Annotated in this window: 31 protein-coding genes; 18 read left to right on the forward strand and 13 right to left on the reverse strand. The window is 63.6% G+C overall.

All coding sequences use genetic code 11. From position 1 onward, the window contains the following. Positions 1–168 precede the first annotated feature (168 nt). Positions 169–417, reverse strand: coding sequence for a hypothetical protein (locus ACFRJ9_RS07150; protein ID WP_377665895.1), 249 nt, complete (start codon positions 415–417; stop codon positions 169–171). Next, complete coding sequence (locus tag ACFRJ9_RS07155; protein ID WP_377665897.1) at positions 410–679, reverse strand: GlsB/YeaQ/YmgE family stress response membrane protein; 270 nt, start codon at positions 677–679, stop codon at positions 410–412. The genes ACFRJ9_RS07150 and ACFRJ9_RS07155 overlap by 8 nt, the downstream gene beginning before the upstream one ends. A gap of 549 nt (positions 680–1,228) precedes the next feature. On the opposite strand from ACFRJ9_RS07155, the gene ACFRJ9_RS07160 reads away from it, so the two are divergent. Further along, on the forward strand, positions 1,229–1,648 hold the full coding sequence (locus tag ACFRJ9_RS07160) for a hypothetical protein (RefSeq protein ID WP_377665899.1): 420 nt from the start codon (positions 1,229–1,231) through the stop codon (positions 1,646–1,648). 23 nt (positions 1,649–1,671) lie between these two features. Here ACFRJ9_RS07160 and ACFRJ9_RS07165 read toward each other — a convergent pair whose 3' ends face one another. Together ACFRJ9_RS07165 and ACFRJ9_RS07170 are read right to left on the reverse strand one after the other, a co-directional pair. Continuing rightward, positions 1,672–2,376, reverse strand: a complete 705-nt coding sequence (locus tag ACFRJ9_RS07165) for an alpha/beta fold hydrolase (RefSeq protein ID WP_377665901.1) — start codon at positions 2,374–2,376, stop codon at positions 1,672–1,674. 42 nt (positions 2,377–2,418) lie between these two features. Beyond that, positions 2,419–2,988, reverse strand: coding sequence for a YdeI family protein (locus ACFRJ9_RS07170; RefSeq protein WP_377665903.1), 570 nt, complete (start codon positions 2,986–2,988; stop codon positions 2,419–2,421). A gap of 162 nt (positions 2,989–3,150) precedes the next feature. On the opposite strand from ACFRJ9_RS07170, the gene ACFRJ9_RS07175 reads away from it, so the two are divergent. From ACFRJ9_RS07175 to ACFRJ9_RS07205, 7 genes are read left to right on the forward strand one after another with little or no spacing between them, the layout of a single operon-like run. Further along, positions 3,151–4,647 (forward strand): fumarylacetoacetate hydrolase family protein, encoded by a 1,497-nt coding sequence (locus ACFRJ9_RS07175; RefSeq protein ID WP_377665905.1) that lies wholly within the window; start codon positions 3,151–3,153, stop codon positions 4,645–4,647. Next, positions 4,640–5,296, forward strand: coding sequence for a GntR family transcriptional regulator (locus ACFRJ9_RS07180; protein ID WP_377665907.1), 657 nt, complete (start codon positions 4,640–4,642; stop codon positions 5,294–5,296). The genes ACFRJ9_RS07175 and ACFRJ9_RS07180 overlap by 8 nt, the downstream gene beginning before the upstream one ends. Before the next feature lie 47 nt (positions 5,297–5,343). After that, positions 5,344–6,855, forward strand: coding sequence for a 5-carboxymethyl-2-hydroxymuconate semialdehyde dehydrogenase (hpaE, locus tag ACFRJ9_RS07185; RefSeq protein ID WP_377665909.1), 1,512 nt, complete (start codon positions 5,344–5,346; stop codon positions 6,853–6,855). Positions 6,856–6,892: 37 nt separating this feature from the next. Then, complete coding sequence (gene hpaD, locus ACFRJ9_RS07190) at positions 6,893–7,990, forward strand: 3,4-dihydroxyphenylacetate 2,3-dioxygenase (protein ID WP_377665911.1); 1,098 nt, start codon at positions 6,893–6,895, stop codon at positions 7,988–7,990. 3 nt (positions 7,991–7,993) lie between these two features. Next, positions 7,994–8,779, forward strand: coding sequence for a 2-oxo-hept-4-ene-1,7-dioate hydratase (gene hpaH, locus ACFRJ9_RS07195; RefSeq protein WP_377665913.1), 786 nt, complete (start codon positions 7,994–7,996; stop codon positions 8,777–8,779). Then, on the forward strand, positions 8,764–9,567 hold the full coding sequence (locus ACFRJ9_RS07200) for an aldolase/citrate lyase family protein (RefSeq protein WP_377665915.1): 804 nt from the start codon (positions 8,764–8,766) through the stop codon (positions 9,565–9,567). Before hpaH ends, ACFRJ9_RS07200 begins: the two co-directional genes overlap by 16 nt. Before the next feature lie 52 nt (positions 9,568–9,619). After that, the gene (locus ACFRJ9_RS07205) at positions 9,620–10,057 is read left to right on the forward strand and encodes a hypothetical protein (protein ID WP_377665917.1); all 438 of its coding nucleotides are present in this window, start codon (positions 9,620–9,622) and stop codon (positions 10,055–10,057) included. A gap of 10 nt (positions 10,058–10,067) precedes the next feature. On the opposite strand, the gene ACFRJ9_RS07210 is transcribed toward ACFRJ9_RS07205, so the two are convergent. Together ACFRJ9_RS07210 and ACFRJ9_RS07215 are read right to left on the reverse strand one after the other, a co-directional pair. Further along, entirely contained in the window at positions 10,068–10,421 is a 354-nt protein-coding gene (locus tag ACFRJ9_RS07210) for a nuclear transport factor 2 family protein (protein ID WP_377665919.1), read from the reverse strand. 43 nt (positions 10,422–10,464) lie between these two features. After that, a complete protein-coding gene (locus ACFRJ9_RS07215; protein WP_377665921.1) occupies positions 10,465–10,989 on the reverse strand; it encodes a hypothetical protein in 525 nt (174 codons plus the stop codon). A 297-nt stretch (positions 10,990–11,286) separates the two neighbouring features. Here ACFRJ9_RS07215 and ACFRJ9_RS07220 point away from each other — a divergent pair, with 297 nt between their 5' ends. Both ACFRJ9_RS07220 and ACFRJ9_RS07225 read left to right on the forward strand, forming a co-directional pair. Next, entirely contained in the window at positions 11,287–12,495 is a 1,209-nt protein-coding gene (locus ACFRJ9_RS07220) for an aspartate transaminase (protein ID WP_377665923.1), read from the forward strand. 12 nt (positions 12,496–12,507) lie between these two features. Then, complete coding sequence (locus ACFRJ9_RS07225) at positions 12,508–13,182, forward strand: 4-carboxy-4-hydroxy-2-oxoadipate aldolase/oxaloacetate decarboxylase (RefSeq protein ID WP_026548509.1); 675 nt, start codon at positions 12,508–12,510, stop codon at positions 13,180–13,182. 188 nt (positions 13,183–13,370) lie between these two features. On the opposite strand, the gene ACFRJ9_RS07230 is transcribed toward ACFRJ9_RS07225, so the two are convergent. Together ACFRJ9_RS07230 and ACFRJ9_RS07235 are read right to left on the reverse strand one after the other, a co-directional pair. Then, positions 13,371–13,592, reverse strand: coding sequence for a hypothetical protein (locus ACFRJ9_RS07230; protein WP_377665925.1), 222 nt, complete (start codon positions 13,590–13,592; stop codon positions 13,371–13,373). Positions 13,593–13,716: 124 nt separating this feature from the next. Beyond that, on the reverse strand, positions 13,717–14,661 hold the full coding sequence (locus ACFRJ9_RS07235; RefSeq protein WP_377665927.1) for a LysR substrate-binding domain-containing protein: 945 nt from the start codon (positions 14,659–14,661) through the stop codon (positions 13,717–13,719). Between the two features lie 265 nt (positions 14,662–14,926). Here ACFRJ9_RS07235 and ACFRJ9_RS07240 point away from each other — a divergent pair, with 265 nt between their 5' ends. The 6 genes from ACFRJ9_RS07240 (at position 14,927) to ACFRJ9_RS07265 (ending at position 20,076) form a co-directional block, all read left to right on the forward strand. Continuing rightward, the gene (locus ACFRJ9_RS07240) at positions 14,927–15,715 is read left to right on the forward strand and encodes a LamB/YcsF family protein (RefSeq protein ID WP_377665929.1); all 789 of its coding nucleotides are present in this window, start codon (positions 14,927–14,929) and stop codon (positions 15,713–15,715) included. 1 nt (position 15,716) lies between these two features. Next, entirely contained in the window at positions 15,717–16,469 is a 753-nt protein-coding gene (locus ACFRJ9_RS07245) for an allophanate hydrolase subunit 1 (RefSeq protein ID WP_377665931.1), read from the forward strand. Then, positions 16,466–17,479 carry a biotin-dependent carboxyltransferase family protein gene (locus ACFRJ9_RS07250; RefSeq protein ID WP_377665933.1) on the forward strand — a complete coding sequence of 338 codons (1,014 nt, stop codon included), beginning with the start codon at positions 16,466–16,468 and terminating at the stop codon, positions 17,477–17,479. The genes ACFRJ9_RS07245 and ACFRJ9_RS07250 overlap by 4 nt, the downstream gene beginning before the upstream one ends. Positions 17,480–17,535: 56 nt before the next feature. Next, entirely contained in the window at positions 17,536–18,876 is a 1,341-nt protein-coding gene (locus ACFRJ9_RS07255; RefSeq protein ID WP_377665935.1) for an MFS transporter, read from the forward strand. A 97-nt stretch (positions 18,877–18,973) separates the two neighbouring features. After that, positions 18,974–19,723: an SDR family oxidoreductase gene (locus ACFRJ9_RS07260; RefSeq protein WP_159732412.1), complete on the forward strand. Its 750-nt coding sequence runs from the start codon at positions 18,974–18,976 to the stop codon at positions 19,721–19,723. Between the two features lie 119 nt (positions 19,724–19,842). Beyond that, positions 19,843–20,076, forward strand: coding sequence for a hypothetical protein (locus tag ACFRJ9_RS07265; RefSeq protein ID WP_377665937.1), 234 nt, complete (start codon positions 19,843–19,845; stop codon positions 20,074–20,076). Positions 20,077–20,101: 25 nt separating this feature from the next. Here ACFRJ9_RS07265 and ACFRJ9_RS07270 read toward each other — a convergent pair whose 3' ends face one another. From ACFRJ9_RS07270 to purB, 4 genes are all read right to left on the reverse strand, one after another. Next, complete coding sequence (locus tag ACFRJ9_RS07270) at positions 20,102–20,536, reverse strand: acyl-CoA thioesterase (protein ID WP_377665939.1); 435 nt, start codon at positions 20,534–20,536, stop codon at positions 20,102–20,104. A gap of 61 nt (positions 20,537–20,597) precedes the next feature. Then, a complete protein-coding gene (locus ACFRJ9_RS07275; protein WP_377665941.1) occupies positions 20,598–21,101 on the reverse strand; it encodes a GNAT family N-acetyltransferase in 504 nt (167 codons plus the stop codon). 185 nt (positions 21,102–21,286) lie between these two features. Beyond that, positions 21,287–21,943: a histidine phosphatase family protein gene (locus ACFRJ9_RS07280; RefSeq protein ID WP_377665943.1), complete on the reverse strand. Its 657-nt coding sequence runs from the start codon at positions 21,941–21,943 to the stop codon at positions 21,287–21,289. Between the two features lie 400 nt (positions 21,944–22,343). Beyond that, positions 22,344–23,750, reverse strand: a complete 1,407-nt coding sequence (purB, locus tag ACFRJ9_RS07285; RefSeq protein WP_377665945.1) for an adenylosuccinate lyase — start codon at positions 23,748–23,750, stop codon at positions 22,344–22,346. Between the two features lie 167 nt (positions 23,751–23,917). Between purB and ACFRJ9_RS07290 the strand changes: the two genes are divergently transcribed. Both ACFRJ9_RS07290 and ACFRJ9_RS07295 read left to right on the forward strand, forming a co-directional pair. Further along, positions 23,918–24,229, forward strand: a complete 312-nt coding sequence (locus ACFRJ9_RS07290) for a hypothetical protein (protein ID WP_377665947.1) — start codon at positions 23,918–23,920, stop codon at positions 24,227–24,229. Then, on the forward strand, positions 24,229–25,572 hold the full coding sequence (locus ACFRJ9_RS07295) for a hypothetical protein (RefSeq protein ID WP_377665949.1): 1,344 nt from the start codon (positions 24,229–24,231) through the stop codon (positions 25,570–25,572). The genes ACFRJ9_RS07290 and ACFRJ9_RS07295 overlap by 1 nt, the downstream gene beginning before the upstream one ends. 31 nt (positions 25,573–25,603) lie before the next feature. On the opposite strand, the gene ACFRJ9_RS07300 is transcribed toward ACFRJ9_RS07295, so the two are convergent. Beyond that, positions 25,604–26,032 (reverse strand): phage holin family protein, encoded by a 429-nt coding sequence (locus ACFRJ9_RS07300; RefSeq protein WP_377665951.1) that lies wholly within the window; start codon positions 26,030–26,032, stop codon positions 25,604–25,606. Positions 26,033–26,080: the final 48 nt, after the last annotated feature.

The following is a 26,080-nucleotide window of genomic DNA, read 5'->3' on the forward strand; positions in this document are numbered from 1 at the left end:
ATTCCTGCCATTGACGGTACGCCGTGACATGCGTCGTTGCCCCGACAATCCATGCCCGAAAAGATCAGCCTCCAGCTTTGTATCGGGGCCGTTTAACCCGAAGAACCCCGGAGCCTGCCGAGGCAGGTTCCGGGGTTCTTCGCCCATGAAGCAGGGCATTAGTTCGAGCTACGGGCGGGTTGACCCCGAGGCTTCGTCATCCGGTTCGGAAGAGAACGGCCGCTTGTCGTCGGTCTCTTCCGTGTTGTCGGCGTCGAGTTCGGCGTCAGCCGAAGGGACCGTCTTTTCGGCGTAGTCGCCCTCGGTGTAGTCCCCGCCGGCGTCGTCCTTCAACGTTTCCGGGGACGAGCCGGCGTCGCCGTAGTCACCCTCAACGTACTGGCCGTCGAGTTCTTCGCCGTTCTGGTCCTTAGCCATGTGAGGCCTTGCGCCCGGTCACCAGGCCGTAAACCAGCAGCACAATAATCGATCCGCCGATGGCCAGGAGCCACGTGGAGAGCGAGAAGAATTCCTGCAGGCCCGTACCGAAGATGAGGCCGCCGATCCAGCCACCCAGCAGGGCGCCGACGACGCCCAGCAAGAGGGTCACGAACCAGCCGCCACCCTGGCGTCCGGGAAGAATAAGCTTTGCGATAGCGCCAGCCAAAAGGCCGAGCAGAAGAAAACCAAAGAAACCCATTTTTGGTCCTACTTTCTTGTTGTTGGAAATTCCGTGAACATTATTAAGAGGTTCAGTTCATCGGGTGCCTGTTCCAAGGTGTAGGCACCGTAAAGGGGCCCCTGGAGGCCCTATGGAATATGGGGAGTGGAACGTTTACGCAACCCCGATGAATTTGTTCAATACAGCCAATAAAGCACTCCTGCCGATTGGGTCGGACTCGGTACTACAGAAGCAACGCTAGCCGTTTCGAGGACTGGTAGCAAGTAACCTGTCTATTTGCTGGCCCTTGGCCTGACGCGGGGTTGCGCAGATTAATGCGTGGTTGCCACCCGGAGAGCCGTTGACGCCCTTGGTGGCTTCACTGCTGTTTCTCCCGGCCCATGGTCATTGCGCCCGGGGTTGGGATGCGTTTACTGCCAGCGGATATCCGCTGTTTGCCATAACGGTTTGCCCGTATGTTTTATTTCTGAAAATACTCATTGACTTTGCCGTCCACGATGTTCACGTGACAGGGCGTGTCCAGCGGGACTAGTGTCGAAGAACAACACCTCGGAAGGAGTGATTGCTGTGAAAGGGAAAGCATTGTTCGCCGTTGGCGTGGCCGTCGGTTACGTGTGGGGGTCGAAGTCCTGGTCGGAGGTGTACCGGCGCGTCCGCGGAGGCGCCCAAAAGGTCTGGAAGAACCCCGAGGTCCAAGACAACGTCCATCAGGCCAGTGAAGCCGTCCAGGAGTCCGTTCCTGACATCCTGGATAACTTGTATGAAGCCGGCAAGAAGCTCATGGAGCGGGCCGAAACGATGTTCCCGGGCATCACAACGCCCAAGACCGGACAACGTTCGGACTCCACAGCGAGGACCGTGCCCACCATCAAGTCGGACGTAGTTTCCGATCCTGCGCTGGATGACACCACGGGCAGCGACTGGACAGGTGAGGGTGGCGCAGCGCCGGAGGGCCCGGCGACCAACACGCCGCCGCGCACCGACTGACGCTCGCTTCCCGGCGTCGAACGTTACTCGTTGCGCCGGACAGCTGTCAGGATGGCTTCGCCCAGTTCCTTGGGCTTGGTGAACTGCGGCCAGTGACCTGTGGGCAGGTCGATGTAGTGGACGTCCCTGATCCGGGCGAGTTCTGCCGTGAACGGGTGCCCGGCGTCGATCCATTCCTTGAGGAGCGACGACGGGAACTGGCACGCGATGATGGTGGCCGGCACGTCGTAGCGCCGGACATCGTGAAGGTGCTGCTGTTCGACAGCGACGCCCTTGGGCTCTGGAATGGCCCGCGCCCGGAAGGCTTCCTTCAGAGGGTCGGTGAGGTCTATGAGATCCTCATCTTCGAAGGCCTCCCACGGCGGCAGCGGTATCTCATCGCCGTCGTCGGGCAGTTCATCATTGATAACGCCGCCCTCGCCGAGGGGTCCGCTGTCCACGTAAATGGTGTGCGCAACGCGGTCGGGGCGGGAATCGGCCACGCCGTGGATGATGGCGCCGCCGCCCGAATGGCCTACCAGAATGACCTTTCCTTCAAGCGAGTCCACCTTCTGCGCCACGGCGTCAATGTGCGTGCGAAGGCCGATGCCGGCCCTGTCTGAATCCACGGACTCCAGTCCCGGCAGTGTGAGCGGATGAACCGCATGCCCAGCTGCCACCAGGGGCGGGGTCACCTCCTCCCACGACGACGCGTCCAACCAGAAACCGGGTACAAGGATGATGTCCATGCGGGTACCCTACGGGAGCCCACCGACAAGATGTAAGGGTTCCTAGTTCCGGCGGGCCAACTTGTCCAAAGCCTTCGCCAGGGCCTTGCTGCGCGATTCCGGGGTGCGTGGCTTGAGCACTTGAAGGATCACGAGGTAGCGGTCGGTTTTGCCCAGGCGTTCAAAGGCTTGCTTGGCGGCTGCATCGTTGGCCAGTGCCGCTGCCAGGTCTTCCGGGATCTCGGCGTTGGCTTGCGAGACATAAGCCGCTTCCCAACGGCCGTCCTTCTTCGCAGCCTCGATTTCCGCAAACCCGGACGGCTGCATGCGTCCGGCCTGGATCAGGGCCTCCACTTTGCCCACGTTGACTTGCGACCATGTACTCCGGGTCCGGCGGCGCGAATACCGCTGCAGGAAGGTTTTCTCGTCGAAGCCCCTGCGTTGGCCGTCGATCCAGCCGAAACACAGGGCGCCGTCCAACGCGTCCTGGATGCTGATCAACCCGGCGCCGGAGTTCTTCTTGCCGATCAGCAGCCAGGCTTCGGGCTGGTCTTCATGGTTTTCGGAGAGCCACGCCTCCCAGTCTGTTCCGCTGGCAAACCTCAGCAACTCCGGTTCACTCTGTTCCGTCACGCCCGTCCCCTCCCATTCCAACTACCCCGCAATAGTGGTTGTTTTGACGGCTCATAACAACCACTATTGCCAGTCAGATGGGGGTTGACGTGGATCACGTTCCCGGGCCATAGTTATCGTATACGATTTCGTACTTGATGCAGCTCGAGAAGAGGAGGCGCCGTGACACTGGAGTTCCGGACCCAGGAAGTCAGCCAGGACATGCTGGCCCGGACGCGCAAAGTCATTGCCGTCCACATCAACTACCCCAGCCGTGCCGCGCAGCGCGGACGCACCCCCGAACAGCCGTCGTACTTCCTGAAGCCTTCCTCATCCTTGGCTCTCGGCTCCGCTGACGCTCCCGGAACCGTTGAGCGTCCCGCCGGTTGCGAACTGCTGGGCTACGAAGGCGAAATCGCGCTTATTATCGGCAAGTCCGCCCGCCGCGTCGGCCTCGAGGACGCATGGAGCCACGTCGAATGGGTCACCGCTTCAAATGACCTCGGTGTCTACGACCTCCGCTACGCGGACAAGGGCTCCAACGTCCGGTCCAAGGGCGGCGACGGCTTCACTCCTGTTGGCCCGGCATTGATCCCGGCCGACGCCGTTGACCCCACCGGGCTGCGGATCCGCACCTGGCACAACGGCGAGCTGGTCCAGGACGACACCACCGAGGATCTGCTTTTCCCGTTCGCACAGCTCGTTGCCGACCTTTCCCAGCTGCTCACGCTCGAAGAGGGCGACATCGTCCTCACCGGCACCCCCGCCGGCGCCTCCGTAGCCTCGCCGGGTGACGTCGTCGAAATTGAGGTCACCGGCGGTGATTTCAGCAGTGGCCGCCTGGCCACCAAAGTAACGGAAGGTACGACGCCGTTCGCGGACTTTGGTGCCCGGCCCAAGACTGATGACACCCAGCGGGAAGAGGCCTACGGATCACGCGAAGCCGCCGGACTGGCGCCTGCCGTTTCCGTGCTGACTCCGGCGCTGAAGGCGAAGCTGGAGTCCGTCGCGACTGCCACCCTTTCCTCCCAGCTGCGCAAGCGTGGACTGAACAACGTGAGCATCGACGGCCTGCAGGCCACCCGCCCGGACCGTAAGGTGGTGGGCCTGGCCCGGACCCTTCGCTACGTACCCAACCGCGAGGATCTGTTCAAGACCCACGGCGGCGGCTTCAACGCCCAGAAGCGCGCCATCGATTCCGTGAATGAGGGCGAGATCCTGGTCATGGAAGCCCGCGGCGAGAAGGGCACCGGAACCGTGGGGGACATCCTCGCGCTGCGTGCCCAGGTCCGCGGCGCCGCTGCGATCATCACCGATGGCGGCGTCCGTGACTACTCGGCCGTGGCTGACCTGGAAATGCCGACGTACTTCGCGAATCCGCACCCTGCCGTGTTGGGCCGGCGCCACATTCCGTGGGACACGGATATCACCATTGCCTGTGGTGGAGCGACCGTGCAGCCGGGCGACATCATCGTGGCTGACTCCGACGGCATCCTGGTGATCCCGCCCGCCATCGCCGAGGAACTGGTGGACGACTGCATCGTCCAGGAAAAGGAAGAGACGTTTATCTTCCAGATGGTCCAGCAAGGCAACAGCGTTGATGGGCTGTACCCGATGAACAAGGAATGGCAGGCACGCTTCCAGGAGTGGCAGAGCCGGCAAGGAGCCCAAGGTGACTGAAACCGCCGTCGAAAGCAAGTCCCAGCAGGCGTATGCCGCGGTGAAGGCGCGGATCGTGGAAGGCACCTACACCCCGGGGTACCGGCTGGTGCTCGCCAAGATCGCCGAGGACCTCGGCTTCAGCGTGGTCCCTGTGCGTGAGGCGATTCGCCGGCTGGAAGCCGAAGGGCTGGTGAAGTTCGAGCGGAACGTGGGCGCCACGGTCTCCGGAATCGACCCCACTGAGTACCTCTACACGATGCAGACCCTGAGCATCGTGGAGGGTGCCGCCACCGCGTTGTCCGCTCCGCTGATCGACTCTGTGGCAATAGCCCGGGCCCGTGCGGTCAACGAGGAGATGCGTGAGTGCCTGGAGCACTTCGACCCCGTCCGGTTTACCGCGTTGAACCAGGACTTCCACAGTGTCCTGTTTGAGCATTGCCCCAACCCGCACATTCTGGACCTCGTCCACCGGGGCTGGAACAGGCTGGCCTCGCTTCGCTCGTCAACCTTCAGGTTTGTCCCCGGCCGCGCGCAGGAATCGGTACGCGAGCACGAGGCACTGCTGCAGCTCATTGAGGGCGCGGCAGACGCCGACACCATCGAAAAAGCAGCCCGCCAACACCGCGCCGCCACCCTGGACGCCTACTTGGCCCAAGCAAAACCGTAAACCTCAGCGCACAGACCAACCACTGATCACTAGTTAGGACTTCAACGATGACGACCTCAGTAGAGACCGCCAAACATTACATCCCCGAGAACCTCCCCACCCACATCCAGCACTTCATCAACGGCGAGTTTGTTGACTCCCTGTCCGGCAAGACCTTCGACGTCCTGGATCCGGTATCCAACGGCAACTACGCCACGGCTGCGGCCGGCCAGAAGGAAGACATCGACCTCGCCGTCGCCGCCGCCCGCGAAGCGTTCGTCAACGGCCCTTGGCCGAAGATGAAGCCGCGCGAACGTGCCCGCGTGCTCAACAAGATCGCCGACGCAGTGGAGGCCCAGGAAGCCCGGCTCGCCGAACTCGAAACCTTCGATACCGGCCTGCCGATCACCCAGGCCAAGGGCCAGGCACTGCGCGCTGCCGAGAACTTCCGCTTCTTCGCGGACCTGATCGTGGCCCAGTTCGACGACGCCATGAAGGTCCCCGGCTCGCAGATCAACTACGTGAACCGCAAGCCGATCGGTGTCGCAGGCCTGATCACACCGTGGAACACCCCCTTCATGCTCGAGTCCTGGAAGCTCGCTCCGGCGCTGGCCACCGGCAACACCGTGGTCCTGAAGCCCGCCGAGTTCACGCCGCTCTCCGCGTCTCTCTGGGCGCAGATCTTCAAGGACGCCGGCCTCCCCGACGGAGTCTTCAACCTGGTCAACGGTCTGGGCGAAGAAGCCGGCGATGCACTGGTGAAGCACCCGGACGTGCCGCTGATCTCCTTCACCGGCGAGACCACCACGGGCCAGACCATCTTCCGCAACGCCGCAGCCAACCTCAAAGGCCTGTCCATGGAACTCGGCGGCAAGTCCCCGTGCGTCGTGTTCGCCGATGCGGACCTGGACGCCGCGATTGATTCGGCACTGTTCGGTGTGTTCTCCCTCAACGGCGAACGCTGCACCGCCGGCTCCCGCATCCTGGTCGAGCGGGCCATCTACGACGAATTCTGCGAAAAGTACGCCGCCCGGGCCAAGAACATCGTGGTGGGCGATCCCCACGATCCCAAGACCCAGGTCGGCGCACTCGTCCACCCGGAGCACTACGCCAAGGTGGCATCGTACGTGGAGATCGGCAAGTCCGAAGGCCGGCTCCTGGCCGGCGGCGGCCGACCCGAGCACCTGCCCGAAGGCAACTACATCGCACCCACGGTGTTTGCCGACGTCGCGCCTGACGCGCGGATCTTCCAGGAGGAAATCTTCGGTCCCGTCGTGGCCATCACGCCCTTCGAGAACGACGACGAAGCCCTCGCCTTGGCCAACAACACCAAGTACGGCCTGGCGGCCTACATCTGGACCCAGAACCTGACCCGGGCCCACAACTTCTCCCAGAACGTCGAAGCCGGCATGGTGTGGCTCAACAGCCACAACGTCCGCGACCTCCGCACCCCCTTTGGCGGCGTCAAGGCCTCCGGGCTGGGCCACGAAGGCGGCTACCGCTCCATCGACTTCTACACCGACCAGCAGGCCGTGCACATCACGCTCGGCTCAGTCCACACGCCCAAATTCGGCGCCTAAGCTCCCCACCTACCCCTTTCAACGAAGAGAGACCATCATGAGCAACCCGTTCACCGGCCCCATCCTCACTCCAACAGTTCCCGCCCCGGACATCGTCCGCTGCGCCTACCTGGAACTCGTGGTCACGGACCTGGAGAAATCCCGTGCCTTCTACGTGGACCTCCTGGGCCTGCACGTCACCGAAGAGGACGAGAACACCATCTACCTGCGCTCCTTCGAGGAGTTCATCCACCACAACCTGGTGCTCCGCAAGGGCCCGGTTGCCGCAGCTGCCGCCTTCGCCTACCGCGTGAAGTCCCCGGCCGAGGTGGACGCCGCCGAGGCGTACTACCGCGAGCTGGGCTGCCGGGTTGAGCGCCGCAAGGAAGGCTTCACCAAGGGCGTTGGCGACTCCGTCCGTGTGGAGGACCCGCTGGGTTTCCCGTACGAGTTCTTCTACGACGTTGAGCACGTGGAACGCCTCACCCAGCGCTACGACCTCTACTCCGCCGGTGAACTGGTCCGCCTGGACCACTTCAACCAGGTCACCCCGAACGTCCCGCGCGGCCGCAAGTACCTGGAGGACCTCGGCTTCCGCGTCTCCGAGGACATCAAGGATTCCGACGGCGTCACCTACGCCGCGTGGATGCACCGCAAGCAGACCGTGCACGACACCGCCCTGACCGGCGGCAACGGCCCGCGCCTGCACCACATCGCCTTCTCCACGCACGAGAAGCACAACATCATCCAGATCTGCGACAAGATGGGCGCCCTGCGCATCTCCGACCGGATCGAACGTGGCCCGGGCCGGCACGGCGTGTCCAATGCGTTCTACCTTTACATCCTTGACCCGGACGGCCACCGCGTGGAGATCTACACCCAGGACTACTACACCGGCGATCCCGACAACCCCACCGTCACCTGGGACGTCCACGACAACCAGCGCCGCGACTGGTGGGGCAACCCCGTGGTCCCCTCCTGGTACACGGAGGCCTCCCTCGTCCTGGACCTCGACGGCAACCCGCAGCCGGTCATCGAGCGGACCGATGCCTCCGAAATGGCCGTCACCGTAGGCGCCGACGGCTTCTCCTACACCCGTCCGGATGGTGCGTCCGGCGAAGCTGCCGAAGGCTTCAAGCTGGGAGCGCAGGTCTAGGAGATGCTGGACGCAAAGACGATCGAAGCCATTGCCGACGAGCTCCTCGAAGCCGGCCGGAACCGCAAGCCGGTGCCGCGCCTCACCGCCCGCTACCCCGACATGACGGTGGAGGATTCCTACGCCGTTCAGCAGTTGTGGCGGCGGCGGAACGAGGAAGCCGGGCGCACGTTGGTGGGGCGGAAGATCGGCCTCACGTCCAAGGCCATGCAGGCCGCCACGGGCATTACGGAACCGGACTACGGTGCGATTTTCGATGACATGGTCCTCGAAACCGGGTGCTCCGTGGAGTGGGACAAGTACACCCATCCCCGAGTGGAGGTGGAGTTGGCTTTCGTGCTGAAGTCCGCCTTGAAAGGCCCGGGCTGCACCATCTTCGACGTCCTCAACGCAACTGACTACGTGGTTCCGGCCCTCGAAATCCTGGACTCCAGGATTGAAATGGAGGGCCGGACCATCGTGGACACCATCTCGGACAACGCCGCTATGGGCGCCATGGTGGTGGGCGGCCGCCCGGTGCGGCCGGACGCCGTCGACCTCCGCTGGGTGTCCGCAATCCTGTACAAGAACCAGACTGTGGAGGAAACCGGAGTCGCCGCCGGAGTCCTCGACCATCCGGCCAACGGCGTGCACTGGCTGGCCAACAAGATCGCCGCGCACGGGGACTCCATGAAGGCAGGAGACATCATCCTTGCGGGCTCCTTTACCCGGCCCCTGTGGGTGTACAAAGGGGATACCGTGCACGCTGACTACGGACCGTTGGGAGTCGTGACATGCCACTTCGACTAAGCCCCACCTTCTACTCGGCCCTCTCAGGGTCGGACCGGCCGCTCGCCGGCATGTGGGTCTGCTCCGGCAGCCCGCTGGTGGCCGAAATCTGCGCCGGATCAGGCCTGGACTGGCTCCTGATCGACGCCGAACACAGCCCCAACGGACTCGAATCCATCCTGGCCCAGCTCCATGCCGTCAGTGGCTACCCCGTGCAGGCCATGGTCCGGCCTCCGGTCAACGACACCGTCATCATCAAGCAGTACCTGGACCTCGGCGTGCAGAACCTGATGATCCCCATGGTGAACTCGGCCGTTGACGCAGCGTCCGCCGTGGCCGCCGTCCGCTACCCGCCGCACGGTGTTCGCGGCGTCGGATCCGCATTGGCCCGTTCCGCACGCTGGAACCGCGTCCCGGACTACTTGGCTTCCGCCTCGGAGACCATCAGCCTCACGGTCCAGATCGAATCCGAGGCTGCGGCCTCGGCCGTCGAGGAGATCCTGGGCGTCGACGGCGTGGACGGCATCTTCCTCGGCCCCTCGGACCTCGCAGCATCCATGGGCCTGCTGGGACAGCAGGAAAATCCGTTGGTGAGGGCCGTCGTCGAGCATTGCCTTGAAGCCGCGAAAGCGGCAGGGAAACCGGCCGGCGTGAACGCCTTCAACGAGGCCACCGCCCGTGCCTATCTCGACGCCGGTGCCTCCTTTGTGCTGGTCGGCGCCGATGTTGCCGTGCTGGCCCGCGCGTCCGAAGGGTTCGCCTCGACGTTCATCCCGGTCCCTGATGCGGCGGAGCGTGACAGCTACTGAGCTGCCGGGGTGGGCTAGGCTCGACGAAACGAGAGCCTGAGGGGGCAGAGCCATGAATCGTCGTGCTTTAGCGGCAGTTGCCGTAGTTGCCGTGCTTGGACTGGCTGGTTGTTCGTCGCCGGCGGGCCCGGAGGTCCTGGCGAGGGAAGCGACGGCGGAGGACCAGCTTCCGGAGCCCGTGAGCCTTACCGGTGTGGATACGGACATCAAGGCCGGGTCAGCGCGACTGCTGACAACCTACGAGGATGTTAAGTACTTCGGGGCCAAGAGTTCCACGGGCGGATCCGCCTGCCTGATTGTGGTGCCCGTGGGACTCCCGGAGCGGTGGGTGGCGGGTTGCTCAGCGGCCGCGACGGGTGAAGAGATCCTCACGCTCACCAGCGTGGACGGTTCCATGACGAAGCTCATCAACGACGGCGTCGACACCAGCCAGCCGAAATACAAGGGCTGGACCCAGATCCACGAGAATGTGCTGATCGGCTCCCGCTGACCGATGGCGACTACTTGCGGGCCATGTACCACTCCGTGAATTCGCGGGCCCGGCCGTCCTCGGCGAAGCGGATGACCCACAGGTTGTCGTAGGTTGGCTCGCCATTGAGGTACGTGGTCACGCCCTGGACGAAGGCAGTGTCGCCGTCCTGTCCCAAGAGCGTCCACTCGAAGGTCCAGTCCTCGGGCTTGTCGCCCGCGTCCGCCCACGCATTGACGATCTCTTCGTGGCCATTCCATGGCTTTTCGGTGTTGGGTTTGTCGTAGTAGACGGCGTCCTCGGTGAAGAGAGCCCGGATGTCGTCGGGCTCGTTCGAGGTCCACGCGCGTTCGTACAGGTCCATCCAGGAGTTCACGTCGCTCATGCCTCCGTTCTACCCTCCGGGGCACTTGGGTTCAACGGGGGTCTCAGGCCGGGCGTGGGATTCCCCGAGTTGTCCGGCGAATATGGTCCGGGGTGAGACCCGTGAGTGAAGCGAGCTCGAGGTCGTCACAGACCTGGTTCCGGAGTGCCATCACGATCAAGGCCTCGCGGCGTTCGGTGATCTGGTCGCGATGCCTTTCGGCTGCCTTCAGCTCGTCACTCTTCTGCCTGAGAGCCGCTACATGGGCACTTCGGGGGAGGCCGCTCGGGTGGAGGTCGTCGTAAGCCAAACCGATGGTGCGGACCGCCCGCAGGTTCTCCCCGGTGACAGCCGAAACCGTGGTCAAGGTCAGCCCATCCTCCAGGGCTTGGGCGATCAGCTCGTTCCGGGCGGCGGCCAATGTCCGGATCGCGCTGGCTGCATGGGACAGGAGTTGGCGGTGCGCGGCCAGGGCATGTGTGAGTTTGGTGTGCTCGGCTTCCGGGGCCTGCGGTCGCGGTGCCTTGGCCCGGTAGGTGTACCGTCCAGTGGCTGAGCGGGCCTGGGCGGTAACCAATTTGGTGGGCACGGGCTTCCTTCCGGCATGCTGCAAACGCTTCTGACCCTTTCGAATCTAGGCAGCGTTTACCGAACCGGGGAAATACCAATACCAAGTGAACCCATAAGCAAAGTGCATGGAACATGCCTCCTCAGGCTCAAGAACCGCGCAATCCGCGCACTGGCCTCCCAACAGGGGCAGCTGTCATAAGACCCCCTTATAGATCCACGCACATTAGGTCTTATCCAGAGCGCTCCCGGATCCCTAGTCTCGAAAAAGGGGATACGCGAATCCGCGCGTCCTGAGTTCCACATTCCTGGAGGAGACATGTCCGACTACGTGCCGGCGTCGAGGGTCACCCGCATCAAGTCCTCAGCGAGCGTCGCCGCGGCCGCCCGCGTCCGCGAACTGAAAGCTGAAGGCATCCCGATCATCGACCTGACCGTCGGCGAGCCTGACTTCGACACCCCGGACCACATCAAGGCCGCCGCCATCGAGGCGATCAACAACGGCGAGACCAAATACACCTCGGTGACCGGTACGCCGGAGCTGCAGACCGCGATCCTGCGCAAGATCGAGGGCCATACCGGCCACCACTATGAGCGCAACCAGCTGACCATCGGCGGCGGAGCCAAGCAGGTCCTCTACGTAGCGCTGATGGCCTCCCTCAACGAGGGCGACGAAGTGATTGTCCCCGCGCCATACTGGGTTTCCTACCCGGACATGGTGCTTGCCAACGATGGTACCCCGGTGATCGTCGCTTGCGGCGAGGACAAGGGTTTCAAGCTCACTCCGGATGCCCTGGCAGCGGCCATTACCCCCAAGACCAAATGGCTCATCCTCAACGCGCCGTCCAACCCGACCGGCGCCGTGTACACCCGCGAGGAACTGCAGGCACTCGGCGCGGTCCTTGAGGAGCACCCGCACGTCTTCATCCTCACCGACGAGATCTACGATGAAATCCACTTCGGCGACGGCCGCGTGACCAGCCTGGTGACCGCCGCACCGGCGCTCAAGGACCGCATCCTGCTGGTGAACGGCGTCTCCAAGGCTTATGCCATGACCGGTTGGCGCCTCGGCTACGGCGTGGGACCCTCGCCCTTGATTGCGGCGATGAACAAGCTGCAGTCCCAGACGTCGTCGTGCCCGTCCTCCATCAGCCAAGCCGCAGCAGCAGCGGCGCTGAACGGCGACCAGTCTTTCGTCCGCGACAGCGTGGAGGTGTACCGCAAGCGCCGGGACGCCGCCGTCGAGGGCATCAATGCCATCAACGGCCTGTCCGTCGCGCCGGCGGAAGGCGCCTTTTACGCCTACGTGAACTGCACTGGCGTGATCGGCAAGACCGCCCCCGACGGCAAGGTCATCGAGAACGACCAGGACTTCACGCTTTACCTGTTGGACGCTGCCCGCGTGGCCGTCATCCAGGGTTCGGCCTACGGACTGGGCCCCTACTTCCGGATCTCCTTCGCCACCTCGCTGGAGACCATCAACGCCGGCGTGGACTCGATCCGCGACGCCGTCAACGCCCTCAACTAGAAGGAACCCGAAATGATCCACGTCAAGACCAAGTTCGAGCGCCCCGATGCCGACGTCGTCAGCCGCCTCGCCGCCTTTTCCTCGGCCACGATCCACGAAGCACAGGGCCGCCGCGGCGCGTTGAGCTCCAAGATCAAGCCAATCGACCGTTCCATGTCCTTCTGCGGCCCGGCCGTTACGGTCGCTTGCGCTCCGCAGGACAACCTCATGCTCCAGGTGGCCATCCACTACGCGCAGGCTGGCGACGTGGTCCTGGTCGGAGCGCAGGAAATGGCGGAAGCCGGCACGTTCGGCGACGTCCTGGGCAACGCCATGAAGGCCAAGGGCATCGCGGCCATGGTCACCGATTCCGGTGTACGCGACACCCAGGACCTGATTGAACTCGGCCTGCCCGTCTTCTCCGGCAGCGTCAGCATCAAGGGCACCGTTAAGGAAACGCTCGGCCCGATCAACCACCCGATCGTCTTCGGCGACGAAATCATCTACCCCGGCGACATCCTCCGCGGCGATGCTGATGGCGTGGTGGTGGTCCGCCGCGAGGAGGCCGAGGAAGTCATCGCGCTGTCTCAGGCCCGCGACGACCACGAGCGCGAACTCATCAAGCTCTACCACGACGGCGGCAACACCATCGAGCTCTGCGGACTGACGGAGAAGCTCAAGGAAAAGGGCCTCCTGGTGGAGGACTAGGCTCTTCCGTCAGGGCCGGCCCTGCGTCTTTGAAGGCGCGGGCCGGCCCTTTCGGCGTGCCCTCCCAAGGTGTCGTTGGCATGAAAAAGGCGCCTTGCCGGTGGCAGGGCGCCTTAGGGGGCTGCAGCTCGCGGTGACGCACGACGGCGGATGGCCGGGTTGGGTGGTCCGCCCGGCCAGGTGCTGGCTTAGTCGAGTCCGGAGTGTCCTGGGCGGGTATCCACGAGGTGCCATTCGATGCTGTTGCCTGCGTGCGTGGGCATCAGGCTGCCTTCAAAGACGAACAGCGGCTCGCCGATCCCGCCGAGCGGACGCCAAAAACCATTCCGGGGGCAATGGAATCCGGTCCGTGCGCTGACCGTTCCACGGGTTGGATTTGATACCCATCCGGCTGTGCTGATCCTTTTCACCGTTGTTTCCTTTGAACTTGCCCGCGGAATCCGTGAGCCGGTTTCGAATTATCTGCTAATTCGATATTAGGAAATTAAAACGGTCTTGAATAAGACCAAAGCTGTCTGTCCGGATAAGGCTTTGTTATGGATGGGCGGGGAGTCGCACGGGGTCTGTCCCGTACTTCGATATCAACTGCTGGTGCAGCATCTCCTTGACCACCAGCAGCACGGCGGAGGCAGCCTCGGAGAGTGGCTCGTGGTCGGGGGTGCAGAGGGCGATCTTGCTCTGCAGTCCAGGTTCCACGATCCGCAGCACCTTGAAGTCCTGGTCAGGGAAGAGTGCGTCCGCTGCCGACTTCGGCAGCACGGTGCCGCCGAGGTTGGCGCGGATGAGCCGGGTGAGGGAGGGGACGGATTCCACTTCGCCCACCAGGCGGAGCGGCAAGTCCTGATCGGCCAGGCCCTTTTCGATCAGCTGGCGGAGGGTGTGGTTTTTCTCCGGAAGGAAGAGTCCCACAGTGCTCGCTTCGGCAAGAGTGATGGTGTCCTTGCCATGCTCGATGTCGACATCCGGGTGGACCACCAAGTGGAGATCCTCAACGATCATGGTGGTGAACTGTACTCCGCGGATCTTTCCGGGCTCGTAGATCAGGGCCATATCCAAGCGGCCGTTCTTGATGGCTTCGCTCAACACGCCGCCGAAGATCTCCGTCAGGTGGACCACGATGTCCGGATAGCGCCGGCCGACTTCGCTGATGATCTGGGGCGTCAGGCTTGAGGCCATGCTGTAGGGCGCGATCGCGATGGAGACCCTGCCTGAGGGGGCGGCGCCAGAGCTGGCGACGTCCTGCCGGGCCTGCTCGACCAGTCGGAGGATCGATTGGGCATGGCGGTAGAGCGTGTGCCCGGCAGCAGTGGGTTCAACACCTTGCTTGCTGCGGATCAGCAGCCGCTGCTTGAGGTCGTTTTCCAGTGCTGACACCTGCTGGCTCAGGGCGGGCTGGGCCACGTGGAGCGCGGCAGCAGCCTTGGTGATGCTGCCTGAGTCAACGATCTGCACGAAGTATGCAAGCTTGCGCGTATCCATCGGTCTGCCTTCCTGGAGGGCCACGTCCCCGGGTGGCATGCCATGGGGAAATTCTATCCGGGCAGCTCTGGGACCCATGCCACAGTACAGGGTGGTGCAGGTCATAACGGAGAGCTATCACGGGATAGCTATTAGGTCTTTGTGCAACGTGGTTGACCGGTGCGAGACTTTTGGAAAGAACATCAGGCGACGCTTTGGGATTCTACAAGCATCCGCCATTTTCCTGGAATTCAATTCCACTGCAAAACCACGGAAAGAGAACCACGTGAACCCGACAATTGATCTTGTAGCGGATCTTGGAGAGGGATTTGGCGCCTACACCATTGGCGACGATTCCGAACTCCTGGAGATCGTAACAAGTGCCAATATCGCATGCGGGTTCCACGCCGGTGACCCGGACATTATGGCCGCCACGGTTGCTGAATGTGTTCGCCGCGGCGTTGGTATTGGGGCTCATCCGAGCTTCCCGGACCTGCGCGGCTTTGGCCGTCGCGACATGGGCCTCTCAGCAAACGAGGTTCAGAACGATGTGCTGTACCAACTGGGCGCCCTGAACGGATTCGCAGCCTTCCACGACACCAAGGTCACCCACCTCGCACCCCACGGCCGCCTAGGCAACCTCGTGGCTGTTCGCGCCGACTACGCGAAGGCTGTTGCCCAAGCCGCAGCCCGCGTGGACAACGAACTCATCGTGGTGGCCCAGGACGGCGAACTTGCCACCGCCGCCCGGGAAGCCGGGCTGGACGTAGCAATCGTCGGCATCGTGGACCGTGCGTACCAGGAAGACGGCACCTTGGTTCCCCGCAGCCAGCCGGGTGCCGTGCTCCACGATCCCGCAGAGATCGTGGACCGCACCCTGCGCATGGTGGTTGACGGCAAGATCCGCTGCGCCAACGGCGTGGACATGGACATCGACGTCGACACCGTCCTCCTTCACGGGGACAACCCGGGCGCCGTCAAACTGGCCCGCCTGATCCGCTCGGAGCTTGTCTCCGCCGGCGTCCACATCGCCCCGCTCGCCGAGGTCATGGACGCCAAGAGGAAGGCGGCCTAAGATGCCCGTCCTGACAGTGGCTTCCACCGAGATCTACGAGTCCGGAGACTCCGCCCTGCGCGTCGTAGCGATTTCGGAAGCCAGCGAAGACAACTGGCTCACCGTTCACCGCCTGGCGGACTGGCTGGAAAGCTGCGGTGCCGAGGGCCTCCACGGCGCCGTCCCCACGTATGATTCCGTGCTGGTGGAGTTCGATCCCATCCTGGTTTCCGCCCGCCAAGTGCGTGCCTTCGTCAAACTCGGACTCCTTGAACTCAACCATGCCGGCGAATCCGCGAAGGCTCCCCGTGAGTTCGACGTCCCCGTGGTTTACGGCGGCGACTACGGCCCGGACCTGGAGAAGGTTGCCGAGCACCAGGGCATCACCACCGAGGAAGTCATCCGCCTCCACACCGAAAAGACCTACACCGTTCGTTGCCTGGGTGCGCCGGCGGGTTCGCCCATGATGGACGGTCCCGCGTTCCCCAAGCCCGTGCCCCGCCTGAAGGATCCGCGGCTCAGCGTGCCCGCCGGTGCGGTGGCAGTTGCCGGACGCCAGGCTGTCATCGCACCGGCCTCGGCTCCAGGTGGCTGGTGCGTCATTGGCCAGACCCCGCTATCCGTCCTGAACATCCGTCGCGAACCGCTGGTGCCCTACAAGCCGGGCGACATCCTGAGGTTCCGGCAGATCCGCTCCGAGGACTTCGGCGACTTCGCCGGCATGGACTTGGTGCCACTGGAATTGGACCCCATCGCATCGGAACCCCGGCCATGAGCGGCGAGATCCTGATCCAGCAGCCCGGCAACTCGGTTGTCACGGACCTTGGCAGGACCCGCGGCCCCCGCTACGGGCTTCCGGTCAACGGCGCCCTGGACCAGTACTCGGCCCGGGCCGCCAACATCCTCGCCGGAAACCTGGACAACGATCCGCTGGTGGAAATCACCGCCCTCGACTTTCGGATGACGGCAAACACCGACGTCCTGATCGCCGTCACCGGTGCGCCGGTCACCCTTACGGTTGCCGGGCGCCCGTGCAGTCAGTGGGAGCCCGTGTCCGTGAGGGCAGGTGAGTCAGTATCCATCCGCGGTATCCACCGCGGACTCCGTGCCTACCTGGCCGTCCACGGCTCCATCGAAGCTGAGACGTTGCTCGGAAGTGCAGCTCCGGACACCGTGGTGGGCTTCGGACTTCAGCTTCGGGAAGGAACCACGCTCGTCACCCGTCGGAGCGTGGGCCCTGTACGCCAGCCGTACTTCGACCTTCCCCTCTTCCGGCTCGGTCTTGAACGGCCCAGCATCGGAACAGATCTGTTGGTCGATGTGACCGACGGGCCGGACGTCGCCGAGTTCGGCGAATCCGGCGAGCTGCTCTTCACCTCGGAGTACGCCGTCAGCGGCCGCAGCAACCACATAGGCCTGCGGCTCGGCGGAGAACTTCCGGAAAGAACCTCCAGCGGTGAGGTCCTTTCCCGCGGCGTGCCAGTGGGCGCCGTCGAGGTTCCCTCAAGGGAAGAGCTGCTGGTACTGCACCGGGGACGCGGCGTCACCGCCGGGTATACCGTACTCGCAGTAGTCACCAGCACCGGACTGGATGTCCTGGCCCAAGCAAGGCCAGGGGACAAAGTCCGTTTTCGGAAAACCACAGTGGCAGAAGCAACTGCCGCCCATAGGCGCTCGCGGGCCCAGCTTGAGACCCTCCGCGAATCCGTCAACACCGTCTTCGGACTCCTCGGCATCGGATGCCGTCCCCAATGGCAGGACCTACCAGTTGCGGCATGCAGCTAAAAACCCTGTCGTCATACCAGTAGGCGTTGCTACGCTCATCTCAGTAAGGAAAAGTCATGACCGCAAGCACCAACGCTGCGCCAGTGCAGCATGAGCGGCTCACGGGCCGCCAAACCCGCAAGGTTGTCACAGCAGGCTGTGTTGGCATCTTCGTGGAACTGTACGACAACGGTATTTTCGCCTTCATGGCGGGAACGCTGGCGCTCGTCTTCCTCGCGCCAGGCAACCCGGACAACGCACTGCTCTTCGTGTTCGCGGGTTACGCGGTCTCGTTCTTCGTCCGCCCGCTCGGCGCCGTTGTCTGTGGCTACCTCGGGGACCGGATCGGCAGGCAGAAACTACTGGTCTTTGTCATCCTCCTGATCAGCGTCGCCACAGCCGGTATCGGTCTGCTGCCTTCCTATGCGGCCATCGGCATCGCGGCTCCGATTCTCCTGGTCCTCCTGCGACTCCTGCAGGGCTTCTCCGTCGGCGGTGAAGCTGCCGGCGCCATGACCTTCCTCGCCGAGCACGCCCCCGAAGGCAAGCGCGGCATCATCACCTCCTACGCCCAGATCGCCTCCTTCGCAGCACTGCTCACCGGTACTTTGGTGGCTTACTCCATGTCGCCGTGGCTCACCCAGGCAGCGATCGACGGCGGCGGCTTCGGTGCGTTCGCATGGCGCATCCCGTTCCTGGTTGCCATCCCCATGGGCATCATCGGTTGGTACATCCGCAAGGCCATCAGCGACACCCCCAACTTCGAAAGGCTGAAGGAAGAGGGCGGCCTCTCCAAGAACCCGCTCAAGGAAGCCTTCCAGTCCAAGGAACACCGCCGTGCCATGCTCCTGGCCCTCTTCATCCCGCTGATGAACGGCTCCGGCTACTACGTCCTGTTCTCCTACATGCCCACGTTCCTCAAGGGCAAGCAACTGAACTTCACCATTGGCGAAGCCCTCCTGGTCACTGCGTGCAGCCTGGTTGTCATCTGCATCGCCATCCCGTTCATGGGCGCCCTGTCAGACCGTGTCGGCCGCAAGAAAGTCATCGCAGGCTCCGCAATCGCGATGGCTGTCCTCGGTATCCCGTCCTACGCCTTAATCGCCACCGGTGAAATGGGCCTGGCCATCCTCGGCGCCTGCATCATGGCCATCGTCTTCGCCGGCCACACCGCAGTGATCCACATCCTGATCGTCGAACTCTTCCCCACCCGCGTCCGTTACTCCGCTTACGGCCTTGGCTACAACATCTCCTCGGCCCTCTTCGGCGGCACGGCACCGCTGTTGATGACCTGGCTGATCGGCAGCACCGGCAACATCTACATGCCGGCCTTCTACGCAGTCATCACCGCGCTCGGCACCCTGATCGCCGTCAGCACAGTCAAGGACCGTGCACACGAACCGCTGCGCGACGCCTAGCCAGAACTACCTGCGGCCCACTACCTGCGGCCAGTGTGCCGGGCTTCCGGGCCCGGCGCACTGCGGCCCCACCGACTCCCACCTTTTGGAGGATCCAATGTCTTTTTCCGACTACACCACCGCCCTCGTCACCGGAGCATCAACCGGGATGGGAGCAGCCATCGCCGAGCGCCTGGCCAAGCGTGGGCTGACCGTCCACGCCGTCGCCCGCAACGAGGAACGCCTCGCCGAGCTGGCCGACCGCACCGGAGCCATCCCGCACGTGGTGGACCTGACCGACACCGCCGCGCTGGCCGCCGTCGTCAATGACCTCAAGGTGGACGTCCTCGTCAACTGCGCCGGGGTTTCCCGGCCCGGCAACATCCTGGATTCCTCCGAAGAGGACATTGACGAACTGGTGGACGTGAACCTCCGTGGCCTCCTGCAGCTCACACGGCTGGTGCTGCCGGGCATGGTGGAGCGCGACCTCGGCCACGTCATCAACATCAGCTCCATCGCCGGTGTGTACAACTTCTACGGCCACACGGTCTATCACGCCACCAAGGCCGCCGTGCACCAGATTTCCCGCCAGCTCCGCAACGACACTGTGGGCAAGCGCATCCGCGTCACCGAGATCTGCCCGGGCCGTGTGGAGACCGAGATCTTCGGACGCAACCTGGGCGGTACGCCGGAGGCCATGGAAGAAGCCTGGCAGACCTACTACGAGGGCTACGAGTCGCTGACCACGGACGACATCGTCAACGCCCTGGACTACGCCATCGAAACGCCCCGCCACGTGAACGTGGGCATGCTCGAGCTCATGCCGACGTTCCAGGTGCCCGGCGGCCTGACGTTCGACCGGCGCTAACGCGCCCCACAGATTCCGGTGACACGCACTCCCGTCACCGGATATATAAGCTGGCGGCCGCGTTCTCGCGGCCGCCAGCACCCGTATTAACCGCTGTTTACGATCGAAAGCCACCGCCGATGAGAAGGGCATTGTGCCTCGCCGACCGGAGAGACTGGGACGCCGAGGACTTCGATAATCTCGACGAATACCGGCAGGAACCACGGCGGCAGCAGCTCGTCTGCCTGGCCTGCGGAGGCAAAGCGATGTTTCGCACCGCGGGCACCGGCCGGAAGGCGACGTTCAGCGCCCGGCATACCGCCGATTGCTGCTTGAACGCCCGGACGTGGACGGTGTTCCGATACCTGCAGTAGCGGCCAGCGCCCGACGGCGGGTGGTTCAGTCCTCGTCGAGAGTGTTCGTCAGGTGATGCGTGGGGATGCGGTCGCGGTCGTAGGTGATTTCCGTGTAGCCGTGTGGCTGGGGACGTCCGTCGGCGCCCAGGTTCACGAACACGATTTCCTCGATGGTCAGGATGCTTTGCCGGGTGATCATGTTGCGGACCTCGGCACGCATGGTCAGGGACGTGCGGCCAAAGCGTTTGGCCGTCAGACCCATTTCGATCAGGTCGCCCTGTACCGCTGAACTCACGAAGTTGATCTCCGAGATGTACTTGGTCACTGCGCGGCCGTTTCCCAGTTGGAGGATGGCGTAGATCGCTGCCTCTTCGTCGATCCACTTCAGCAGGCTCCCACCGAAGAGTGTGCCGTTGGCGTTAAGGTCCTCGGGCCGCACCCATTTGCGGGTGCGGAAGGTGATGTCTGCTTTTTCCATAATCCGAGATTATCGAACTGGGGCAACCTCCGCTTGATGTTGCGCCGCTGCTCAACCGCCGTTAGGCCATTGCCGTATGCGAGGCACTGTGCGAATCAAGCCGCTTGGAGTAGCAATACGACTCCTCGACGCCGATGTACGGGCCGAAGTTGGGCACTGCAGCGAAGCCTGCACTCTCGTAGAAACTTCGGCCGTCCGACTGGGCTGAACCTGCTTCCGCGGCGATCACACTAAACCCGTGCGAGTGGGCCTGGGCTTCGAGCGCGGCGAGGATTGAGCTTGCCACGCCCGATCCCCGTGCGTAGGGGACTACGTAGAGGCGCTTGATCTCGGCCGTGTTCTCGTCCAACATCCTCAGACCGCCGCAGCCCAAGGGCTGTCCTGAGCACTTTTCGTAAGCCACCACAAAGACGGCCGTGTCCGCTTCCGACGGAGCAGGACCGGGTTCGTGGTCCGTGGTTCCAAACCGGGTATCGAGTTCAGCCTGCTGGGCGGCACGGAGGTCAGCGCCCACAGGGTTGGCCCACGTGACCTGCCGGATGTTGAGCCGTGGGTTGGTCTGCATTGGTGCCTCAATTCGCCGGGTTCGTCAGAGGTGTCTATGCGTCTCAAGCCTAGGCAGCTGTGGTTACCGTGGTGTTTCCTGCGCGTAAGGTTCGGGAGAAATGATGGCATTTCCTGCGTTGTGGGGCCCGCACTGCGTTCCCTCCGCCAGGGTTGGGGCGCAGAGCGTGCCCCACAACGTGTGTCCTAGAACGCTTCGCCCGTGGGGTCCTCTGCCGTTTGGTCCGCCAGGGCCATGCCGCCCACGGGGATCTGATCCCAGTGCAGCACCTTCCAGCCAGTAGTGGGGTCGCCTTCGAGGGCTACGATTCCAGTGTTCGGGAGCTGGTGAGTTTCCGCGAAGAGGGTGTCAATATCGGTGGCCCTCCTGCCGGCCCAGCAGCGGATCGCGGCACCGTGGCTGACGATCGCGGCCGTCGAGTGTCCTGCGGATGCAACTTTCTCCACCGAAGCGTCGAAGCGGGCAAAGAAGTCGTGTCCGTTGAAGGCCCCCGGCATGCGAACGTCGAGGTCGCCGTCCGTCCATGCGAACACGGTCTTCATGTACCGCATGTGCGATTCGTGGTCCGTCTTCTTTTCCAGCGCACCGGCTTCGATTTCGTGGACGCCGTCCAGGATTTCCGGCTTCAAGCCAGTGGCCTTCGCCAAGGGGGCAACCGTCCGCTGGGTGCGGAGCAAAGTCGAGGTGTAGAGGGCCTCAATGGCCTCAGCTGCCAACGCCCCAGGCAAAGCCGCTGCTTGGCGCTCACCGAGATCAGTCAGCCCCGGCCCTGGAAACGCGGTGTCCAACTGCCCCGCCACATTGCCGGGGGTTTGTCCGTGCCTGATCAACAGGAGCTTCATGGGTGCTCCGCTCCTCACGTTGTAGCTGTTGGGTTGGACGCGCTGCGCTCCGGCCCGGTTACCTCCACCCAATCAGCCGCGGGAGCCTCGGAACAGCCAGACACGCCGTGTTTCGAGGGTCAAGCGCGATGCTGCGATCAGCAACTGGGAAGGAACGCACTTCCGCTTACCAGCTTAGGTGTCGGCAGCCGGGGGTGACACCGACGCCGGCTTGGGCGGCTACGGACGGGTTGATTCCCGCGGACCGGCATAGGCGCCGACGGCGGGTTGGGCGCCGCGGACCGGCAAGGCGCCGACGGCTGGTTGGGCGCGACGGCCCTGGCGTCGACGTCGGGTTAACGCAGACGGCGGACCAAGGCACCCACCTAGCCCCGGTCCGCCGTCGTTGGCCGTTCCTGTACTACTGCAGGTGGTCTACCAGTTTGTCGGCGATGCCGGTGTACTTGCCCGGGGTCAAAGCGAGCAGGCGTGCCTCGGCGTCCGCGGAGAGGCCCAGGCCCTGGACGAACTCCTGCATGCGGGCACCGTCCACGCGCTGGCCGCGGGTGAGGTCCTTGAGGCGCTCGTACGGGTTCTCCATGCCGTCGACGCCCGCAATGGCCTCAGCGCGCATGACCATCTGGATGGCTTCGCCCAGGACTTCCCAGTTGGTATCGAGGTCGCCTGCGAGGACTTCCTCGGCGACGTCCAGGGCCTTGAGGCCCTTGGCGACGTTGGAGATCGCCAAAAGCGAGTGGCCGAAAGCGACGCCGATGTTGCGCTGCGAGGAGGAGTCGGTGAGGTCGCGCTGCCAGCGGGAGGTGACCAGTGTGGCGGCGAGAGTGTCCAGGAGGCCGTTCGAGATTTCGAGGTTGGCCTCGGCATTCTCGAAGCGGATCGGGTTCACCTTGTGCGGCATGGTGGACGAACCCGTGGCGCCTGCAACCGGGATCTGGCGGAAGTAACCGATGGAGATGTAGCTCCAGATATCCGTGCAGACATTGTGCAGGATGCGGTTGAAGCGCGCGATGTCGGCGTAGAGCTCTGCCTGCCAGTCGTGGCTCTCGATCTGGGTGGTCAGCGGGTTCCAGCTAAGGCCGAGACCCTCGACGAACGTCTTGGCGACCGCTTCCCAGTCAGCGCTCGGAACCGACGCGACGTGTGCCGCGTAGGTGCCGGTGGCGCCGTTGATCTTGCCGAGGTATTCGGTTTTGGCGATGCGTGCCAACTGGCGGTTCAGGCGGTGGGCGATCACTGCCAGTTCCTTGCCCAGCGTGGTGGGCGTTGCGGGCTGGCCGTGCGTGCGGGACAGCATGGGGACCGAGCGGTTCTCTCCCGCCATGGCTTCGATCTGCTTGACCAGGGCCGCGGCGTTCGGCAGCCAGACGTCCTCCACAGCACCCTTGATGCCCACCGCGTAGGAGAGGTTGTTGATGTCTTCTGACGTGCAGCCGAAGTGGACCATCGCGGTGAGGTTCTCGATGCCGATGGCGGGCAGGCGACGCCCGATGTAGTACTCCACGGCCTTGACGTCGTGGACGGTGACGGCTTCGATTTCGGCAAGTTCGTTGACCGATGAGGCGTCAAATTCGGTGACTATTGCGCGCAGTTTGGCGATCTGCTCGTCCGTCAGCGGTCCGGCGCCGGGCAGCACGGACTGGCTGGTCAGGTGGATGAGCCACTCAACTTCCACGTGAACGCGATCGCGGTTCAGCGCGGCCTCGGACAGGTAGTCAACCAGCGGCGCGACGGCGGCGCGGTAGCGGCCGTCGAGGGCGCCAAGGGCAAGGGGTTCGGAAGCAAGGGACACGCGAGGGGATTCAGCCATGGTGCCTATTCTTTCATGCTTGGCGAACGCGCCGGGAGTTGGTGACGGCGCTATGTGGACGGCCCGTCGGGTTATCCACATACGCGACGGCGGCGCTTCCGTCCGGTTCTGGCGCTCCGTAGCGTCGTAGCTACTGATCATCAGAACAACCAATGGAGTAAACGGACATGAGCGTCGGCTTGATGCCTCCAGCCAACCCGCCCACTTTCGACCCCCTGGAATGTGCCTCACGAAGCCACGATCTCCAGAGGCTCGCCTGGCGTCTCAAGGTTTGCGTTGACCAGGTAGACACCGTGCTGGCATCTCTGCGGCGGACGCAACTGGAGGATTGGCTTTCTCCTGCAGGTCGCGCCTATAGGACCACCATTGCCTTGCACGCTTCGGCGCTGATGCGTGCCCGGGAGTCACTGGATGGCGCAGCCGCGCTGGTGCTGCGCCATTCCCGGAATGTCTCCGTCTCAGCCGAGCGGGGTCCTTGATGTCTGACTCAGCTCCTGTGGGTGCAGGCGCGGCGCCCAAACCCTCACCTCCGGCTCCCGACGGGAGCCTGGCCATCAGGGGCGGGGTAGGCGGGATCTCATTCCAGCTCGAGGAACTCCTCAGGGGCGCCGGCCAGCTTGATGAAATGGTCCAACAGCTCCTCGGCGTCGAAGAAGAGGCTCGTCGGGTCCAAGACGAGTTGGGGCCATATATCTACGGCTCCTATGACACTGGCTGCGATGCCATCAACGCGGTGGCGGAGAGCCGGAAGGAACTGGGGCGGGTGTGCCAGGAATTGGTGGCAGTCAGCGCATCCGTTCGGGCCAGCCACCGGGACTACGTGGAGGCTGAGGCCAGGAACAGCATTCCCCGGGTCTTGGGCCTCGAGGAGTTGAGATTGTCCGGTTCGATCTGGCCCTTCGGGCGGGAGCTAACGCACAATCTGGCCACGCTGGCTTTTCCCTTCTGGGCAGGGTCGCATGACGTTGTGCGTGGCGTCCTGGAGTCACCTCTTCTTCCCGACATGCGGCCGAGGCCGGTGACTGTCGAAAGAATGAACGAATCGATTGAGGTCATTGAGCCCTCCATGGCTGAAAGCCTTCGGCGTCTCCAGAAGCTACATGCCCGGAACGACGGCGAGATTGAGGTCATTCGATTTGATAACAAGGGTTCGGCGTCATGGATGGTCCTCATTCCGGGAACCCAACCCGATTCGCCCGCAACAAATCCCTTCGACGTCCAAGGAATCGGCGAAGCGCTGGGGTACGACTCCGAAGAGGTGGTCCCGGCCGTTGGCCAAGCCCTCCGTGAGGCGGGTGCCGCGGCCGGGGATCCAGTGGTGGCAGTCGGTCACAGCCAAGGAGGTGTTCACGCCATGAACCTCGGTAAGAACCAGGCATTCCTCAGCGAATTCGACCTCAAGTATGTGCTGACGGCCGGAGCTCCTGTTGGCGGCATCACCACCGAAACCGGCATCAGTTCACTTCATCTGGAACACGTTCAGGACTGGGTCCCGGCAGCAGATGGCCGGATGAACCCCGACACAAAGGACAGGGTGACTGTGACCCTGACCGACGAAGTCAGGACAACCGACGGGGAAGACCCTGGCATAGGGCCGGGACATGACCAGGAGAACTACGCGGCAGGAGCAGAGCTGGTGGCCGCCAGCCATGACGAGTCACTGCTGGCTTCAAGTGCTGTGTTTGCGGGTGTTGTGGGTACAGGCGGGGTGGCCAAGGTGACGCGGTTCAAACTGGAAAGGGCGCCAGGCCGGTCGTCGGCGGTACAACCTGCTTCGCCCCCGACGGTCCGGGACACGAAGACGGACGCCGGGACTCGCTAAGGCTGCACCTGCGGAGGACGTCTTCCTGCCGCTAGCGCCTGCGGGCGCCCGGGATCAGACCGGCCACCATCGAAATGATGCTGATGATGATCGAGGCCAGGATGGCTGTCCAGAAGAAGGAGTCGAGGGTGAGGTGTACCGGCGTAAAGCTGCTCAACCAAGCCGTCAAGTACAACATGGCCGCATTGATGACGACAGTGAACAGGCCCAAGGTCAGAATGGTCACCGGGAGCGACAACAGTCGCACCAAGGGCCGGACAAAGGCATTCACCAGGCCGAATATCAGGCCAATGAACAGATATGCCAGGACAATGCCCACTGTGCCGGCACCCTCGGTAAGGCCGGCGTTGGAGGCGGCTGTCTCGGTGGCTCTCGTGGAGATATCCATTCCATCCAGCAGCCAGGTGGCAACCCAAAGAGCAAGCCCGTTGATGAGGACACGAATGATGATTGAACCCATGGGGCTATGGTTTCATATCTGCCTGATAATCGGCCGGACAAACGGCAC

The sequence above is a fragment of the Paenarthrobacter sp. NPDC056912 genome, from assembly GCF_042786555.1.
Lineage (GTDB): Bacteria > Actinomycetota > Actinomycetes > Actinomycetales > Micrococcaceae > Arthrobacter.

Excerpts from the sequence above, each read along its gene's own strand:
- ACFRJ9_RS07245 (WP_377665931.1), top strand. The coding sequence starts at position 15,717 with ATGCCCGTCCTGACAGTGGCTTCCACCGAGATCTACGAGTCCGGAGAC.
- ACFRJ9_RS07150 (WP_377665895.1), bottom strand. The coding sequence starts at position 417 with ATGGCTAAGGACCAGAACGGCGAAGAACTCGACGGCCAGTACGTTGAG.
- ACFRJ9_RS07210 (WP_377665919.1), bottom strand. The coding sequence starts at position 10,421 with ATGAGCGACGTGAACTCCTGGATGGACCTGTACGAACGCGCGTGGACC.
- ACFRJ9_RS07255 (WP_377665935.1), top strand. The coding sequence starts at position 17,536 with ATGACCGCAAGCACCAACGCTGCGCCAGTGCAGCATGAGCGGCTCACG.
- ACFRJ9_RS07260 (WP_159732412.1), top strand. The coding sequence starts at position 18,974 with ATGTCTTTTTCCGACTACACCACCGCCCTCGTCACCGGAGCATCAACC.
- ACFRJ9_RS07280 (WP_377665943.1), bottom strand. The coding sequence starts at position 21,943 with ATGAAGCTCCTGTTGATCAGGCACGGACAAACCCCCGGCAATGTGGCG.
- ACFRJ9_RS07295 (WP_377665949.1), top strand. The coding sequence starts at position 24,229 with ATGTCTGACTCAGCTCCTGTGGGTGCAGGCGCGGCGCCCAAACCCTCA.
- hpaE (WP_377665909.1), top strand. The coding sequence starts at position 5,344 with ATGACGACCTCAGTAGAGACCGCCAAACATTACATCCCCGAGAACCTC.
- ACFRJ9_RS07250 (WP_377665933.1), top strand. The coding sequence starts at position 16,466 with ATGAGCGGCGAGATCCTGATCCAGCAGCCCGGCAACTCGGTTGTCACG.
- ACFRJ9_RS07225 (WP_026548509.1), top strand. The coding sequence starts at position 12,508 with ATGATCCACGTCAAGACCAAGTTCGAGCGCCCCGATGCCGACGTCGTC.
- ACFRJ9_RS07270 (WP_377665939.1), bottom strand. The coding sequence starts at position 20,536 with ATGGAAAAAGCAGACATCACCTTCCGCACCCGCAAATGGGTGCGGCCC.
- hpaD (WP_377665911.1), top strand. The coding sequence starts at position 6,893 with ATGAGCAACCCGTTCACCGGCCCCATCCTCACTCCAACAGTTCCCGCC.
- ACFRJ9_RS07155 (WP_377665897.1), bottom strand. The coding sequence starts at position 679 with ATGGGTTTCTTTGGTTTTCTTCTGCTCGGCCTTTTGGCTGGCGCTATC.
- purB (WP_377665945.1), bottom strand. The coding sequence starts at position 23,750 with ATGGCTGAATCCCCTCGCGTGTCCCTTGCTTCCGAACCCCTTGCCCTT.
- ACFRJ9_RS07300 (WP_377665951.1), bottom strand. The coding sequence starts at position 26,032 with ATGGGTTCAATCATCATTCGTGTCCTCATCAACGGGCTTGCTCTTTGG.
- ACFRJ9_RS07220 (WP_377665923.1), top strand. The coding sequence starts at position 11,287 with ATGTCCGACTACGTGCCGGCGTCGAGGGTCACCCGCATCAAGTCCTCA.
- hpaH (WP_377665913.1), top strand. The coding sequence starts at position 7,994 with ATGCTGGACGCAAAGACGATCGAAGCCATTGCCGACGAGCTCCTCGAA.
- ACFRJ9_RS07290 (WP_377665947.1), top strand. The coding sequence starts at position 23,918 with ATGAGCGTCGGCTTGATGCCTCCAGCCAACCCGCCCACTTTCGACCCC.
- ACFRJ9_RS07275 (WP_377665941.1), bottom strand. The coding sequence starts at position 21,101 with ATGCAGACCAACCCACGGCTCAACATCCGGCAGGTCACGTGGGCCAAC.
- ACFRJ9_RS07205 (WP_377665917.1), top strand. The coding sequence starts at position 9,620 with ATGAATCGTCGTGCTTTAGCGGCAGTTGCCGTAGTTGCCGTGCTTGGA.
- ACFRJ9_RS07200 (WP_377665915.1), top strand. The coding sequence starts at position 8,764 with ATGCCACTTCGACTAAGCCCCACCTTCTACTCGGCCCTCTCAGGGTCG.
- ACFRJ9_RS07165 (WP_377665901.1), bottom strand. The coding sequence starts at position 2,376 with ATGGACATCATCCTTGTACCCGGTTTCTGGTTGGACGCGTCGTCGTGG.
- ACFRJ9_RS07235 (WP_377665927.1), bottom strand. The coding sequence starts at position 14,661 with ATGGATACGCGCAAGCTTGCATACTTCGTGCAGATCGTTGACTCAGGC.
- ACFRJ9_RS07265 (WP_377665937.1), top strand. The coding sequence starts at position 19,843 with ATGAGAAGGGCATTGTGCCTCGCCGACCGGAGAGACTGGGACGCCGAG.